This is a genomic window from Fibrobacter sp. UBA4297 (assembly GCF_002394865.1).
Taxonomy (GTDB): domain Bacteria; phylum Fibrobacterota; class Fibrobacteria; order Fibrobacterales; family Fibrobacteraceae; genus Fibrobacter.
On record NZ_DGUZ01000001.1, the window covers coordinates 16,177 to 31,401 of the forward strand.

12 protein-coding genes are annotated in these 15,225 nt (G+C 48.3%); 6 read left to right on the top strand and 6 right to left on the bottom strand.

Going from position 1 to position 15,225, the window contains the following annotated elements; translation table 11 throughout:
* Nucleotides 1-41 precede the first annotated feature (41 nt).
* Nucleotides 42-1,331 (top strand): citrate synthase, encoded by a 1,290-nt coding sequence (locus B3A20_RS00080; RefSeq protein ID WP_088639056.1) that lies wholly within the window; start codon nucleotides 42-44, stop codon nucleotides 1,329-1,331.
* Between the two features lie 37 nt (nucleotides 1,332-1,368).
* Here the strand turns inward: B3A20_RS00080 and B3A20_RS00085 are convergent, their stop codons facing one another.
* The 3 genes from B3A20_RS00085 to B3A20_RS00095 all read right to left on the bottom strand — a co-directional run bounded on the left by B3A20_RS00085 (nucleotide 1,369) and on the right by B3A20_RS00095 (nucleotide 4,416).
* Nucleotides 1,369-1,686, bottom strand: a complete 318-nt coding sequence (locus B3A20_RS00085) for a type II toxin-antitoxin system RelE/ParE family toxin (protein ID WP_290760477.1) — start codon at nucleotides 1,684-1,686, stop codon at nucleotides 1,369-1,371.
* On the bottom strand, nucleotides 1,679-1,936 hold the full coding sequence (locus tag B3A20_RS00090; RefSeq protein WP_173563074.1) for a type II toxin-antitoxin system Phd/YefM family antitoxin: 258 nt from the start codon (nucleotides 1,934-1,936) through the stop codon (nucleotides 1,679-1,681). The genes B3A20_RS00085 and B3A20_RS00090 overlap by 8 nt, the downstream gene beginning before the upstream one ends.
* 95 nt (nucleotides 1,937-2,031) lie before the next feature.
* Nucleotides 2,032-4,416 (bottom strand): HD domain-containing phosphohydrolase, encoded by a 2,385-nt coding sequence (locus B3A20_RS00095; protein ID WP_290760483.1) that lies wholly within the window; start codon nucleotides 4,414-4,416, stop codon nucleotides 2,032-2,034.
* 470 nt (nucleotides 4,417-4,886) lie between these two features.
* On the opposite strand from B3A20_RS00095, the gene B3A20_RS00100 reads away from it, so the two are divergent.
* The 4 genes from B3A20_RS00100 to B3A20_RS00115 all read left to right on the top strand — a co-directional run bounded on the left by B3A20_RS00100 (nucleotide 4,887) and on the right by B3A20_RS00115 (nucleotide 7,873).
* Nucleotides 4,887-5,891 carry an acyltransferase family protein gene (locus B3A20_RS00100; protein ID WP_290760486.1) on the top strand — a complete coding sequence of 335 codons (1,005 nt, stop codon included), beginning with the start codon at nucleotides 4,887-4,889 and terminating at the stop codon, nucleotides 5,889-5,891.
* 98 nt (nucleotides 5,892-5,989) lie between these two features.
* Complete coding sequence (locus B3A20_RS00105) at nucleotides 5,990-6,265, top strand: type II toxin-antitoxin system Phd/YefM family antitoxin (RefSeq protein WP_073425179.1); 276 nt, start codon at nucleotides 5,990-5,992, stop codon at nucleotides 6,263-6,265.
* Entirely contained in the window at nucleotides 6,255-6,593 is a 339-nt protein-coding gene (locus B3A20_RS00110; protein WP_014545428.1) for a type II toxin-antitoxin system RelE/ParE family toxin, read from the top strand. The genes B3A20_RS00105 and B3A20_RS00110 overlap by 11 nt, the downstream gene beginning before the upstream one ends.
* 215 nt (nucleotides 6,594-6,808) lie before the next feature.
* A complete protein-coding gene (locus B3A20_RS00115; RefSeq protein ID WP_290760897.1) occupies nucleotides 6,809-7,873 on the top strand; it encodes a branched-chain amino acid aminotransferase in 1,065 nt (354 codons plus the stop codon).
* A 158-nt stretch (nucleotides 7,874-8,031) separates the two neighbouring features.
* On the opposite strand, the gene B3A20_RS00120 is transcribed toward B3A20_RS00115, so the two are convergent.
* Nucleotides 8,032-9,441 carry a chloride channel protein gene (locus tag B3A20_RS00120; protein ID WP_290760493.1) on the bottom strand — a complete coding sequence of 470 codons (1,410 nt, stop codon included), beginning with the start codon at nucleotides 9,439-9,441 and terminating at the stop codon, nucleotides 8,032-8,034.
* 206 nt (nucleotides 9,442-9,647) lie between these two features.
* Between B3A20_RS00120 and B3A20_RS00125 the strand changes: the two genes are divergently transcribed.
* Complete coding sequence (locus tag B3A20_RS00125) at nucleotides 9,648-12,695, top strand: CotH kinase family protein (protein ID WP_290760495.1); 3,048 nt, start codon at nucleotides 9,648-9,650, stop codon at nucleotides 12,693-12,695.
* A gap of 206 nt (nucleotides 12,696-12,901) precedes the next feature.
* On the opposite strand, the gene B3A20_RS00130 is transcribed toward B3A20_RS00125, so the two are convergent.
* Entirely contained in the window at nucleotides 12,902-13,327 is a 426-nt protein-coding gene (locus tag B3A20_RS00130; RefSeq protein ID WP_290760497.1) for an ACT domain-containing protein, read from the bottom strand.
* A gap of 122 nt (nucleotides 13,328-13,449) precedes the next feature.
* Nucleotides 13,450-14,787: a phenylacetate--CoA ligase family protein gene (locus tag B3A20_RS00135; RefSeq protein ID WP_290760499.1), complete on the bottom strand. Its 1,338-nt coding sequence runs from the start codon at nucleotides 14,785-14,787 to the stop codon at nucleotides 13,450-13,452.
* Nucleotides 14,788-15,225 lie beyond the last annotated feature (438 nt).

Sequence of the window (15,225 nt, forward strand, 5' to 3'; positions counted from 1 at the left end):
GCAACGCCCGTTCTTTCGTCTAATCACCTCCTGGAGATTCCATGTCCAATAACGCGACCTTAAACTACAACGGAAAAAGCTTTGAACTCCCCGTCGTTGATGGCACTGAAGGCGAGCACGGGCTCGATATCAGCGCGCTGCGTAAGAGTTCTGGCCTTGTCACGCTGGATTACGGTTACTTGAACACCGGTAGCACCAAAAGCTCAATCACGTTCGTCGATGGCGAACATGGTGTGTTGCGCTACCGAGGATACTCCATTGAAGATTTGGCCGAAAAGGCGACCTTCCCGGAAACCGCATGGCTTTTGATTTACGGCGAACTCCCGAACCAGGAACAGCTGAGCCATTTCCGCACGCTCTTGACCGAAAACGCCTTGTTGCATGAGAACTTGTTGCACTTCTTCCGCGAAATGCCGCCGGGAGCACACCCGATGGGTATTCTCTCGTCCGTGGTGAACGCCGTGGGGCTTTTCACGCCGCGTTTCTACGACGATGAAAACATCGCGAGCGCATTTGAACTCACGACCGCTGGCCTCATTTCCAAGATTCGCACGATTGCCGCGTTTGCTTACAAGGCAAGCATCGGTGAACCGTTCGTGTATCCGGAAGCGGAACGCAGCTACTGCAGCAACTTCCTCAACATGATGTTCAGCAGTAAGGCTCGCCCGTACCACCCGGATCCGATTATGGAAAAGGCGCTCAACACGCTTTTGATTGTCCATGCGGACCATGAACAGAACTGCTCCACTTCGACCGTTCGTATGGTGGGCAGCTCTCAGGCAAACCTTTACGCTAGCATTTGTGCCGGCATTTGTGCCTTGTGGGGCCCGCTCCACGGTGGTGCGAACCAGGCTGTGCTCGAAACGCTCCTCCGCATCCAGCAGAGCGGCATGACGATTGAACAGGTGATGGCAAAGGCCAAGGACAAGAACGATCCGTTCCGTCTTTCTGGCTTTGGTCACCGCGTTTACAAGAGCTACGACCCGCGCGCTAAGGTGCTTAAGAAGCTCATGTACCAGGTGTTCGAACGCGAACATGTGCACGACCCGCTTTTGGATGTGGCTATTAAGCTCGAAGAAGCCGCCCTCAAGGATGATTACTTTGTCGAACGTAAGCTGTACCCGAATGTGGACTTCTACTCTGGCATTCTCTACCGCGCCATGGGCATCCCGACGAACATGCTTACGGTGATGTTTGCGATTGGACGCTTGCCGGGCTGGATTGCCCACTGGAAGGAAATGCACGACGATCCGCAGAGCAAAATCAACCGTCCGCGCCAGATTTACATCGGCAAGAACGAACGCCCGTGGATTGATAGGGACAAACGATAACGCTATTTGCCGCAGCTAAGGTCGCTGGACTTGTTCTTTAAATGTCCAGCTCTAGCAGCTGTAGATAGTTTCGCTTGGCGTAGAGAACTCGATGGATCTGAACCATGTTGCCCCGGACAACATAGAACATTAAGTATTTGTCTATAGGAATGACTCTGTAGCCAACAAGTTTCAGCAGCGAGTCCTGATGGACTTTGTAGATAAACGGGTGCGTCTTTAGGATTCTCACCTGTTCAAGAAATTTTTCGAAAATGGAATTTGAAGATGTCTTCAGAACATTCGCAAAATAGGACTTGATTTCGGTCAGGTCTTTCTGTGCTGAAGGTGTGACGACGACGTCGTACTTTTTAGCCATTCATCAGGTCCTTCAAGAATTTTTCCGCATCGGCGCATTCTGCACCGCGTTCTACTTCAGAGATTGCTTCGGCAAGTTTTGAATACAGTTCCAACTGCGCCATCTGTTTTTCGTAACATTCGATAGACATCACGACCATGTCTCCCACGCCGTTTTTGGTGAGGTACATGGGCTCGTCGTATTTGTGGACGGTCTCGGCAACACTTGTGAAGTTGTTTCGTAAATCAGAAATTGGTCGAATGGTCGGCATAGCGGACTCCTTTATTACGATAATATAATATCATAATTATGATAAGTCAAGCGCAAAAGAAAACTTGAAGTTGACCAATGACCAAAATCATCGCGTTAAATCACTTTCGGGCGGCCGCTCCGCATGGACAACAGGGAATCGACCATTTCGTTCCAGTGTTCCAATACGACTTTGCCGATGGCGGGGTCGTACATTTTGCCTAGATTTTTTTCGATTTCTTCACGGCAGTAGTCCAAAGACATGGCGTCGCGGTAAACTCGTTTGCTCGTCATGGCGTCAATGGAGTCTGCGATGGCAATCACGCGAGCGCCTATGGGGATGTCTTCGCCTTTGAGGCCTTCGGGGTAGCCACGGCCGTCGTAGCGTTCATGGTGGTGCAACACTATTTGCACCATTTCGTGCGTGTAGTTCGACTGCATTAGAATCTTTGCGCCAATGACCGGGTGCTGCTTGATGATTTCGAATTCTTCGTCGGTAAGTTTTCCCGGTTTTGTAAGAACGTTGTCTCGAATGCCTATTTTGCCGATATCATGCAGGTGTGCCGCGTGAGTAATCAGCGATATTGAACTTTCTGAAAGGCCTAGAGAGCGTGCTATCAATTCAGAGTAGGCTTTTACGCGTTCAGAATGGTGAGCCGTATAGGAATCTTTAGCTTCTTCGACTGAAATCAGGCAGGAAATCAAGTCCTTGAGGTTCTGGTTTTCGTCGTTTTCAACTGGCTTGTGATAATGCACCTTGTCGCGATACATGTTCAGGTCGGCTTCCATTTTCCAGTCGCTGATGGACTTGCGAATTCCGGAATCGCTGCGCAGGCGGCTTGCGCCTACAGCTATCGACAGATGGTAAAGCGCCTTTTTATTGTATTCGTTGATGTTCTTTTGCAGTATGGAATACAGCGGATAGTGAGAATCTATCGGAACATGCGTGATGACTGCGAATTCATCGCCGCCGATTCTAAAGCAGTTCCCGCTGGTGCCGTAGGTGTTTTTGATGGCTTTGGCGGCGGCCTTGATCAATTCGTCACCGGCCTGGTGGCCGAAGGTGTCGTTTGCGTATTTGAGGCCGTTCACGTCCATCAGGAACATGGTCCAGGAATCTTCTTGGGAGTCTTCCTGGTTGATTGTTTCTAGAAGTGCATCGAATGCGAGCCTGTTTTCGAGTCCTGTCAGGCTGTCCGTCGTTGCGACATCTTGCAGGTGCTCGTTCATGACACGTAACCTGCTGTTGATCTGTTCCAGTTCAAACGACGTTTCGCGAATGAATGTGGCCATGCGGGCGGCGAGTGGCAAACGGGTGGAATTTTCATCCGGAATTATGACGCCTTTGGCGTGTCCCCGTTTTGTAATGGCGCCTTCGCGCATTGATGCAATGACGAGCGTGATGTTATGTTGGTTTAAAAATCCCTTTTCGCGCAAGAATTCACCGTGCGAGAAAAATCCCGTGCTGGAGGCGAGCCCCTTGAACGCTGTAATTTCGTATGTCGGTTCGTGCTTGGACCAAAATGCCTTTCGAGCCGCACAGGAGAATATGTGCATGACTTCGGGGGCGAACAGTTCGGCGTTTTCGCTTTCGGCCTTGATTTTTTCGAGAATCAGTTGCGGCTCGCCATACGAGAGGCGGACGATTGAACCCTCGTCAATATCCGAAGACATAGAGAGCGACCCGTCCGGATTGCTGGCACCTGCGGCACGCACGATGGAAATCCCGTTGTGCTCGTAGAGCATTGGGAATTCAAGGGCGTTGTAGAAAAAGTTTTTGTCGTTCTTGATGTTCAGGTACTTGTTGTAAACTTCGTAGGCGGGGAGGCTGCTCAATTCGTAAAGGATGTTGCCTTTGGAGCGGGTGACGTGGAAGTTGCGGCCGATAGGCTTCCATCCGCTGATTTTGCGGGATTCTACATAAAATTCCGGACCGCCGTAGAACACCACTAAAAGGCCTGATGTGGTGTGACCGCCCACGGATGAAAATACGCAGGAATTCGGGCTCGTGATGTCGGGGGAGCAGACGATGCCGCCAAAAATCTGGATGTTCGGGGCCAAGGCGTCGAGCCCTTCGCAAAGATTCGTTGTCGAAAACGGCGAAATGCAGTGGTAGATTTCAACCGCTTTTACCCAGGGGTTCTGCTTGGCTTCTTCCACGATTTCGTGGGCGATGTCGCTGATGGACTTGTTGGAAAAGTCGTACTGCAAAATCTGGATCTTTGTCGTCGGCTTTTCGAAAATGATGGCGGATATGGAAATTTCGCTTGCTTTTTCGCAGTCTACGATGTTTCCGCTAGTGGAGTTTCCGAACCACGGCGTGTTGGGGAAGACGTGCTCCAGGGTTGCCCAAACGGGTTTTAGCTTTTCTGGATCCAGTTCTTCGGAATGAATCTGGAAGCATACCGTTGGCGAACCGTTTTCTTTGCACCAATTGCTAAAATCGACAAGTTCTTTTTCAAATGTTGCCGTATCGTTAAATGCAAAAATCCTGTTTTTCATTTCGAGTTCCCCTTCCTGTTACGCCAAAGCGTAATTCGACTTAGATAATATATCATTTCTAGGCCGGATGTGGCTAGGAAATTGTTGAAAAGAGGGAATCTTGGGACGAAAATGTGATTTTGCGCGATATGGATGGTATGGTGGAGTCTCCATATTGACGGTCAAAATTCATTTTGCTAAAATGTCTTTTGACATAGTTTTATGCCGTAAGGTGTAGAACGTACGATTTAGAGTATTTGCTCTTATTCTCAATCCTGAAACTACCACTTTCAAACTACCTGAGAATAAGGCGAGCGCTCACGTCCCTATGGGGCGTGGGTCGTTTGTGCTTATTAGGTAGATGGGTGTGGTAGCCCTCAGGATTAGTAAGCATTTGAAACGACTCCACGCCTTTTTTGTTTTATGACTATTGGGGCAAAAGTCTCCGCAAAAGCAAGAGCATTTAGCTCTTTGTTTTTAAGGAGAAAAATATGGAAAATAGTACTGCCCAATTGGGGCAAGTCGCAAAGAGAAATGAAGTTCTTAATTTACTTAAAGGACTTGCTTGTATAGCTGTGGTTTTTATCCACATTCATTTCCCGGGAGTTGTCGGCATCATTATTTGGAAGTCTTTGGCTTCTTTTGCTGTTCCTTCATTTCTTATGATTGCAGGGTATTTTGCCTTTGGAAAGGATGAAACCGTTATAAAGAGAAGAATGATAAAAATTTTAAAAATATTTGCTTTTGGCTATCTCTGTTTTCTGGGTTACAATGCTTTTTTTCAAGTTCTTCGGGGCTCTGTTGTAGAGTGGCTGTCGTTAAATTTTAAATATACGACTCCTATTAAATATGCTGTTTTCTGCACGATTGATTTTGCAATACCTCTTTGGTATTTGATTGCTATGGCTGAAACATACTTTGTTTGGCATTTTGTTGTTAAGCATAAAAAGGAGAACAGAGCTCTTTTTATTATGCCATTGTTGTTTGTTTTTAAGATTGTTTTGACTACATATTGCGCAACGAAAGATTTGCCTTGGATGTTCCATATAAATTTTTTAACAGGAGCGATGCCATATTTCCTTTTTGGATATTATCTTCGATCAAAAGAAAAATTTTTCAAGTCTTTTCGTTATTCGTCCGTTTTGTTGGTAATTGTTGTTGGAAGTCTTGCTTCTTTAATTCCTTTGCTTTGTGATTTTCCAATAAAGATTTCATGTATAGGGAATATTATCTATTCTCTTGCAATTTTTACATTGGCTATTAAAATTCCTGATAAATCATATTGTAAACCATTGGAATATGTTGGAGATAAATTGTCCTTGAATGTTTATATATTCCATATGTTAGTTTCTAGCGTTCTATATATTGTCTGTAGCAGATATCTTTTGAATATTGATTTACATGTGGGCTTATTAAGTTGGATCCATCCAATTTTAGTTGTCGTTTTGACGATGGCTTGGGCTCAATTTCTTGAAAAGGTTAAAATCCGTTTCTAAAGGAAACTTGCGGGTTGGATCGGAACGCTGCAGAGGTCTCTTGACTTTAACATTTTAAAGGACTATATTTGGTACTGAATGTAGTCTTTTGAGGTTTTATGCAGAAATTGGAAAATATCAAACCGATATCGTATATCAAGGCTAATGCTGCAAAGGTGTTAGATCATGTGAATGAAACGCGGGCTCCATATATAGTCACGCAAAATGGGGAAGCTCGTGGCGTGATTGTCGATACGGAAACTTTTCAGACAATGCAAGATGCTCTGAAGCTTTTCAAGCTTATTGCGCAAAGTGAAGCTGAAATAGCAAAAGGAAAAGTTATTCGTCAAAAAGACCTGTTTGATGCTTTGGAGCGAGAACTTGATGCCCTCTAAAAAATTTATGGTTGAATGGTCTGAATCTGCATCCAATGATTTAAGGTCTATTGTTTTTCATATTGCAAAGGAAAGCAAAAAGAATGCTAAAGATTCTTTTGCTAGAATAAAGAAAGAGAGTCTTGTTCTAGAAAGTTTTCCTGATTTAGGGAAGGTCCCTAATGAATTGGATAAATTACAAATAGGTGGGTTCCGTGAACTTGTGATTTCTCCATGGCGTGTTATCTATCGCAAGGAGAATAATAAGGTGGTTGTTGTTGCTGTTGTTGATTCTAGGCGTGATTTAGAAGATGCTGTTTGGAATCGTATGATGTATCCGTTTATGTAAGCTTTGGAGCGGGAGCTTGAAGCCGGGTGTTGCGGGCTGGCGCATGAAGCCCGCTCGAAGGGGTGATGGAAGACCCGGCGGGGCCGGGGCTGCAATCAGGGGGAGTCGTCCCCCCCTTTGTAATAGCGGTCATTTTTTCACTTTTTTTTGTACAAGGGATGCCAAAAGGGCGTTTATAATTGTATTTTTCAAGCGGTACCGAATGATACCTTTAAATATGCACATTTGCAAAAAAGGTTAATACTATGCAAGTTGATTTGAATACTGTCGATTGGAAGACGCTCCCCTTCGGTTATTACGATACCGATTACAATGTCCGCTGCTACTACCGCAATGGTGAATGGGGCAAGATTGAAGTATCTTCTTCTAAGGACATTAGCATCCATATGGCCGCTACTTGCTTGCATTACGGCCAGGAAGGTTTTGAAGGCCTCAAGGCTTACACGGGCAAGGATGGCAAGGTCCGTATTTTCCGCGTCGAAGAAAACGCTAAGCGTATGCAGAATACGGCCAACCGTATTTTGATGGCTGTTCCGCCGGTTGAACTTTTCCGCGAAATGGTCCACACTGTGGTGAAATTGAACAAGCGCTTTGTTCCGCCTTATGGTTATGGCGCAACGCTCTACATCCGTCCGCTCCTGATTGGTATGAGCCCGGAAGTGGGTGTGAAGCCTGCTGATGAATATTTGCTTATGATGTTTGTGACTCCGGTGGGTCCGTACTTCAAGGATGGGTTCAAGCCGGTGGACATGATGATCAGCCGCAACTACGACCGCGCTGCTCCGCAGGGTACGGGTACGGTGAAGGTCGGCGGTAACTACGCTGCTAGCCTCCAGTCCCTCGCTGAAGCCAAGAAGCTCGGTTACTCCAGCACGATTTACCTCGATGCAAAGGAAAAGAAGTATATCGACGAATGCGGTCCGGCAAACTTCTTCGGCATCAAGGGCAAGACCTACGTGACTCCGAAGTCTGAATCCATTTTGCCGTCCATTACGAACAAGAGCTTGCAGCAGTTGGCTGAATACCTCGGCTACACTGTGGAACGCCGCCAGGTTCCGTTCGAAGAACTCGCTGAATTCAGCGAAACGGCTGAATGCGGTACGGCTGCCGTGATTACCCCGATCAAGAAGATTGTGGATCCGGTCGCCGGCAAGGAATTCACTTACGGTGACGGCAAGAATCCGGGTCCGGTCTGCACGGAACTCTTCACCAAGTACACTGCTATCCAGTTCGGCGAAGCGGAAGACCCGTTCGGCTGGACTGAAGTGGTGGATCTGTAGTAGGTATTAGGTAATAGGGGTTAGGGTTTAGGTGAATAATCGTGGCTTCGCCACCCTGTATAGATTCGCAAAGCGAATGATTCTTTATTCCTAAAACCTATAACCTACAACCTGAAACCTGCAATCTTTTTCCCGTGGCGTGTGCTACGGGATTTTTTTTAAATCTTGATTCTTATCTTTTTTTGTTTGTAAATGGATTGCCCGCCATTGCAGATGTAGGCTACGGTGCAGACGATGAAGAATGCTGGGAGGCAATTGAATCCGAAAATTTCGCCTGCGATGAGGATGGGGGCCCAGAGTGTGTTGCTTGCGCTTGCGAAAACTGCGGCGAAGCCGAGTGCTGCGGCGAGGGCAACGGGCATTCCGAACACGCTCGCGATGAAAATTCCGAAGGTTGCGCCGATAGCAAAAAGCGGGGTGACGACACCGCCTACGAATCCGGCGGAGAGCGTAAGAATCGTGAGTGCGAATTTCAGAATCCAGTCGTATCCGGCAATCCCGGTGGCACTCGCGTTAGCAATGCTCGCGGCAGTTCCAACAGCATTCGCAGCTTCTCCGGCCGCATTTGCAGAAGCAAAACTCATATCCAACAAGTTTGTTCCAAGTCCGGCGTAACGGCCCTGGAAAAAGAGGAGGAGCAAAGCACTTATGCCAACGCCCATAATGGCGATGCGCTTGATGTTGTTCGGGAACTTCTTTGCAAAAAAGTTCTGCGAGAGTCCGAGGAGTTTTGCAAATCCACCGCCGACAATGCCGAAGAGTATGCCCATCAGCGCAAGCTTCACAAGGAACTTGCCGTCAAGAGCGCCTTCGTTCGTGAAGATGCTTGCCGAGAATCCGCTCGCATCAAGAAGTGAATTCAAATCTACGCTGAACTTGTGGAATCCAAGCATGCTTGTAACTTTGCAGGCGGTGAATGCGGCGGCTGCAGCGGGGAGTAGGGCGGCGAGTTCAAAATGCCCGACGAGCAAGACTTCCAAGGCAAATGCTGTGGCTGCCATCGGGGCTTGGAAAATTCCTGCAAAGCCTGCGGCAAGGCCTGTTATGAGCATGATGTGCGCTGCGTTTTCAAAGGGTAACTTTTTACTTATGTTGTACGATAGCGCGGAGCCGATTTGCATAGCGGCGCCTTCGCGGCCGGCGCTTCCGCCAAAGAGTTGCGTGAGCCATGTGCTCACGGCTGCCATCGGGATGGCGACAAGCGGAAAGTCTGTCTCTTTCTTGAGTCCGACTGCAAAGACTTGGTCCATGCCGCGCTCTGTCCAGCGGCCCCATTTCTTGTACGCGAAAGCAATTGCTGCTCCGCCGATTGCGAGTGCGGGGATGAGGTAGAGAGGGTTTGCGTCGCGAATAGCCGTGAGTCTATCGCTAATGTCTCCGAAACAAGCGGTGAGTGCGCCGATGACGGCGCCGAGGGCGATACCTAGCAGCACAAATGTCGGAGTCGCAAACCACTTGAGCATTTTTTCCTTGATGCGTTCCTTGGCCATCTTCATCATCTGTTCTTTCATTTCGGGGCTGAACTGATTGAACTGTTGGCTTGCTTTTGAAAAATCACTGAAATTCATAAGACCCTTTTGCAACTAAAATTTTTCATAAAATTTAGTAAAATGGGACGCTTCGTTCCGGTTTTTGACATGTTGTCAAACGCTCAATCCTTTTGCAGCGCGCGTGCTAAAAAAACATGTTTTGTGTTTTTCCTCAATGTATAATTAGACTAAGGATTGGATTGGTGTAACGCTCAAAATGTATCGCTCAATTTAAGGGATCAGACATGAAAAAAATTGTTTCTGGTGTAGCGTTATTTGGGATTAGTTTTGGTTTGGTTTTATCGGCGTGCGGGGATTCGAACGAAGGTTCGGTTAATCCGATGGTGCCTGGCTTAAGTGAAGTCAGTTCTAGTTCTGAGGCCGCGGGCTTTGGTGATGGCCTTTCTAGCGCTTTGTTGCCGGGACTTTCTTCGGCGGGCGTCCCGGGCGGGGCTGGAACATCGAGTGGTGTACCTTCTCTATCAAATTCGTCTTCATCTTCGAATGCGAATTTGTCGTCTGGCACTTTGTATGTCCCGTCGTCAAGTTCTGTGCCTGTTGTGGTACCGCAATTTGAGGGCGTGAGTCCTGTTTTTTTCTCGGAAGTTTCTCCGATGAATGCGAATTTCAAGGACAACGATGGAAGTGATCCGGGCTGGGTTGAATTTTACAACTCGTCGGATGCGCCTGTGGATTTGAAAGGGTATTCGTTAACGGATGACTTGACTAATTTGCACCGCTGGACTTTTGGCGATGCGGTTATCCCCGCAAAGAGCTACATGCTCGTATTCCTTTCGGGCAAGAACTATCCCGATTACATTGCGCCTTCGGATTCCATCGACTTGATGGGAACGGATTGCAGTTCGGAAACATCTGGTGGTGGGGGCAACTTCAATTTCCCTGGCATGGGTGGCGGCATGGGTGGTGACTTTGGCAATCCCGGTGCAGGGGGTGCTGCGGTCAATTCCCAAGATGTCGTAAATTTGCCAGGAAAAACTTCGCTGTGCTTTAGTGAAGGCGGAGTGCAACAGATTGGTTCTGTGCTGAAGGTGGCGCAGGGAGGCTCGTATTCGCGCGTTGTGGTCAAGCCGAATTCGGCAAATCTTGGAAAGGTCGACCAGCTTGTTGTGCGCGGGTTCATTACCAAAAATCACAAGATTCGCTTGAATTTCAAGGAAGGTGATGCGCTCAGCGAATGGAGCGGCAAGAATCTCCGCGGTACAGGCGATGCTTCTTCGATTTATTACGTCCGCCTGGATGACAATGCAAAAGACCTGAATCGTAACAAAGTGACGGCAGCGACGTTTGCCAGTGAAACTCAGGGGAGTGAAACGACAACGATTCAGATAATGTCTTTTATTGCACGCAAGCGCGGTCATGAACCGCACGCTTCGTTCAAAATTGGTAAAGATGGTGGTTCGTTGTTCTTTGTGAATCGTGAAAGTGCTCTTGTCGATTCGGTGCGATTTGGTGTTGTGCCATCGACTGCATCCTGGTCGCGTGATGGGGCTGGCAAGTGGGGTTTTGCAACGCCTTCGCCTTATGGACATACGGTGGGCGAGGTCTTTGCGGAACAGGCGCAAGTGGCTGAAGTCAACATTCCGCCTTCTGGATTCTACACGTCTGCGGTGACAGCGACATTCCCGGCGGGCACGCGTTGCGAACAGGGCGGTGCCGAGGTCAATGCAAATTCTCCGGTGGTGCAGACGACATTGACGTTTAATGCGACGACTGTTCTACGTTGCCGTACTTATGCAACCGGCTCCTATCCGAGCGAAGAAATTATCCGTACTTACGTTTTTGAACAAGCTCCATCGCTTGCTGCTTTGTTTGTGACGACGGATCCGCTTTCGATGTTCAGTCCCGATAGTGGCCTTTACATGAAGGGCAATGGCGCCTCAATGATGGATCCAAAGAAGGGCGCAAACTTTTGGAGTAACCGCGAACTCCCGGTCTATGTAGAATTTATGGAACCAGGAAAGCCGAAAGCGCCTGCGTTTGGCATCATGGGCGATTACAAGATTACTGGCCAGTACAGTCGTGCAAAAGAAAAGAAATCCTTTGCAGTGACCATGCGCGAGGAATATGGCGAAAAACGTCTCAAGTACACGTTGTTCCCAGATCACCCGGAACTCAAAAAGTTCAAGGCGTTCTCGGTTCGCAATTTTGGTAACAATAGTGGCGACGAGTATGTGCGCGACCGTTTGGGTACCTCCATGACGGATGGCCTCGGCGTGGATTACCAGCGTGGACGTTATATTGTTGTGTATTACAATGGCAAGTATTATGGTATTCATGACTTGCGTGAACGCAATAACGAATATTATTACGAAACAAAGTACGGTTACGACCCGAACGATATCGACCTGCTTGAAACATCGGCAAGCGGTACAGACGAGGCTAGTGCCGGATCTTCTGCGGATTACAAGGCTATGCTGGATTGGTTGCAAAGTAATGAGCTTAAATCGGAAGCGAACTACAATAAGATTGCTGACCAGATTGATATCGACAACTATATCAGTTACATGCAGACAGAAATGTTCTTGAACAACAGCGACTGGCCGCACAACAATATGAAAAAGTGGCGTGTCGCAAGTCAGAAGACGAAGTGGAAATGGTTCCTGTACGATACGGACTTTGGCTTTGGCGTGTCTTACAATACACAGACCGGCAACGTTTTTAACTATGTGACTAATGCCAATGGTACGAACAACGGCATGGGCGGATTCAATTTCCCGGGCGTAGGGGGCGGACAACAGCAAGCTGGAGGCTCTATTTCTCCGCATACGATTCTCATGATCCGCTTGCTCGGTAACGAGGGCTTCAAGAATGCGTTTATCAACCGCTTTAGCGTGCTCCTTTCGATGAATTTCTCTGCAGATAGGCTTCTCAAGCGCATCGATGAATTGCAATCGCAGGTGCAGTCCGAAATGGCGCGCGATCAGCAGTTTTGGAACTATAACGCAAGCAGCATGAGCAGTAACCTTGAAACGGTAAAGAGCTATGCACAAACACGTCAGGCTGATTTACGAGGGCAAATGGAAACGTATTTCTCGCTGAGTTCCCCGGTCGAAATGACGTTAACGGCACAGGGCTCAGGCACGATTCTCGTGGATGGGCTCGCATTGGACAAGTCTTCGATGAAGGTCTCGTTCTATTCGGGGGTTCCGGTCACGCTTACGGCTCAGGCAAGTTCTGGAAGCTCGTTCACGGGCTGGAGCGATGGCGTTACGGATGTGACCCGCAAGGTGAATCCGGGTGAAGTCACGTCGGTTACTGCCGTATTCAGGTAGTCGCGGACTTTCAAAAATGACATATAAGCCTAAAAATTAATTAAACTGGAAACAAAAAAAAAGCTTGGCGAAACAGCCAGGCTTTTTTTAAATAAATTAATCACGAAACTCAAGCGACTAGATAATTCGGAATTAAGGAGTAGAAATTAGGAGTTTATCTCAGAAGAATTAATTCCGAACTCCTAATTCCCATCTAGTAACTCAAACTATCCCAGCATCTCGGATGTGCTGAGAGTCTTGAAGTTCTTTTCTTCCAAGACCTTGAGCGCCTTTTCGGTATCGCTGAATCGAAGAATCATGACGTTTGTTGCCGTCGAGCATTCGGACGGGTAAGCGTACATGTAGTCAATCTGCAAGTCGCCGAGAACGTCGAGAAGGTCTGCAAGACCGCCAACCTTGTCTGCAACAGGGCATGCGACAACGTCTGTGACGGTGGCGCTGAGGCCAGCCTTGGCAAGAACATTGACAGCCTTTTCAGAATCGTTCACAATCAGGCGGATAAGGCCGAATTCGCCGGAATCGGCGAGCGTGAGCGAGAGAAGGTTGATGCCTGCATCGGCGAGCGAGCGGCAAACAGCCTGGAGACGACCCGGTCGGTTCGACACGAAAACTGAAACTTGTGGTATCTTCATAAAATTTCTCCTTGTAAAGGTTGCTAGGTAATAGTGGTTAGTATGCAGTGGTTAGTAAACAGGGCGGCTTTGCCGCAATTGTAAATTCTAACCACCAACCACTAATCACTAACCACTTCCTGCTAAATCTTCTTCCTGTTGTCGATAACTCGCTTGGCCTTGCCTTCGCTACGCGGCAGGGAATCCGGTTCGCAGAGCGTGACAATCACGGAGATGCCAAGAATCTGTTCGATGGAATGCTTGAACTTCTTGGAGAGCTGTTCCATATCGCTCATGGAGTCGCTCACCATGTCGCGAGAAACTTCGACCTTGACTTCGAGCGTGTCCATGTTGTTCTTGGTATCGAGCACAATCTGGTAATGCGGCAATGCCTTTTCGGCGCGGAGGAGAGCCGTTTCGATTTGGCTCGGGAACACGTTCACGCCACGCATGATAATCATGTCGTCGCTACGGCGGCCAATGCGGCGGATACGGCGGATTGTACGGCCGCACTTGCACTTGGTCTTTTCAATTGCGGTAATGTCGCGGGTGCGGTAGCGGAGAATCGGCATAGCGCGCTTGCTGAGCGTACTGATGACGAGTTCGCCTTCCTCGCCGTCCGGGAGCGGTTCGAGCGTTTCCGGGTCCACGATTTCAGGATAAAAGTGGTCTTCGAAAATGTGGATGCCGTCGCGGCATTCGCATTCGCAGCCCACGCCCGGACCGACAATTTCAGAAAGACCGTAAATGTCGTAAGCCTTGATGCCCGTCTTTTCTTCGATGTAGTCGCGCATGCCGTCGCTCCACGGTTCTGCACCGAAGATGCCGCGCTTCACGTTCAACTTGGAAATATCAACGCCCATCTTTTCGGCAACGTCAATGATACGGACGAAGTAACTTGGAGTGCCACCGACTGCGGTCACGCCGAAGTCCTTCATAAGCATCACCTGGCGTTCGGTATTGCCGCCGCTAATCGGCACAACTGTGGCGCCGAGGGCTTCGAAACCGCCGTGAATGCCAAGGCCGCCCGTGAAGAGGCCGTAGCCGTAGAAGTTCTGTACAATGTCCGTGCTGCGGAAACCGCAAGCCAAAAGGCCGCGCTTCACGACCTGCGCCCAGACTTCCATGTCTTCCTTGGTGTAACCGACAACGATCGGCTTACCGGTGGTGCCGGAGCTTGCGTGCAGACGCACGACTTCGCTCATGTCCACGGCAAAGAGACCGTATGGATAGGTGTCGCGCAAGTCCTTCTTCATGGAGAACGGAATCTTTGCAATGTCCTTCAATGTCTTGATGTCATCGGGCGTAACGCCCTTTTCGACCATGCGGTCGTGGAACAGCGGAACTTTTTCGTAAGCGAGCTTCACGGTTGCACGCAAACGCTGCAACTGCAATTCGCGCAATTTTTCTTCGGGCATAAAATCAAGCGCCATTTCGGGCAAGATTTTGTTTTCTTCGTCGTTCCAGGCTGTAGATCGCATAATATCCTTCAATAAAGGTGTAGGTTAAAATTTTTCGCCTTAAATATATATAATGTGCTTGCATTGCGTTTTATTTGGGAGCGTTTCTTTTTCTTTGCGAAAATGCTAGTTGAGCCTTTGTCCATATATATGGATGACGATGTCATTCCCGACTTGATCGGGAATCTCCTTCTCGTATAATAAAAAGGAGGTGCCCGCTCGTCCCCGTCATCCCCGTCATCCCCGTCAAGCGAGGACAGGCGCGAGGACAGGCGCGAGGACAGGTAGGCGGGCATGACATGTTTGTGTAACAGTTTCAAAAAGTGTAAAAATCGGGACGTTATAACCCTTATTCCAACATTCCCGTTTATTCGTCGGCCGTTTGGCCTTTTTTCAAAAAGTCGTGTGGGCGGGGGAGTGTAATTTTTGTATTTTTGGGCAGAAAATTTAAATAAACTG

Excerpts from the sequence above, each read along its gene's own strand:
- B3A20_RS00100 (WP_290760486.1), top strand. The coding sequence starts at position 4,887 with ATGGAAAATAGTACTGCCCAATTGGGGCAAGTCGCAAAGAGAAATGAA.
- B3A20_RS00085 (WP_290760477.1), bottom strand. The coding sequence starts at position 1,686 with ATGGCTAAAAAGTACGACGTCGTCGTCACACCTTCAGCACAGAAAGAC.
- B3A20_RS00130 (WP_290760497.1), bottom strand. The coding sequence starts at position 13,327 with ATGAAGATACCACAAGTTTCAGTTTTCGTGTCGAACCGACCGGGTCGT.
- B3A20_RS00125 (WP_290760495.1), top strand. The coding sequence starts at position 9,648 with ATGAAAAAAATTGTTTCTGGTGTAGCGTTATTTGGGATTAGTTTTGGT.
- B3A20_RS00090 (WP_173563074.1), bottom strand. The coding sequence starts at position 1,936 with ATGCCGACCATTCGACCAATTTCTGATTTACGAAACAACTTCACAAGT.
- B3A20_RS00095 (WP_290760483.1), bottom strand. The coding sequence starts at position 4,416 with ATGAAAAACAGGATTTTTGCATTTAACGATACGGCAACATTTGAAAAA.
- B3A20_RS00110 (WP_014545428.1), top strand. The coding sequence starts at position 6,255 with ATGCCCTCTAAAAAATTTATGGTTGAATGGTCTGAATCTGCATCCAAT.
- B3A20_RS00120 (WP_290760493.1), bottom strand. The coding sequence starts at position 9,441 with ATGAATTTCAGTGATTTTTCAAAAGCAAGCCAACAGTTCAATCAGTTC.
- B3A20_RS00080 (WP_088639056.1), top strand. The coding sequence starts at position 42 with ATGTCCAATAACGCGACCTTAAACTACAACGGAAAAAGCTTTGAACTC.
- B3A20_RS00135 (WP_290760499.1), bottom strand. The coding sequence starts at position 14,787 with ATGCGATCTACAGCCTGGAACGACGAAGAAAACAAAATCTTGCCCGAA.
- B3A20_RS00105 (WP_073425179.1), top strand. The coding sequence starts at position 5,990 with ATGCAGAAATTGGAAAATATCAAACCGATATCGTATATCAAGGCTAAT.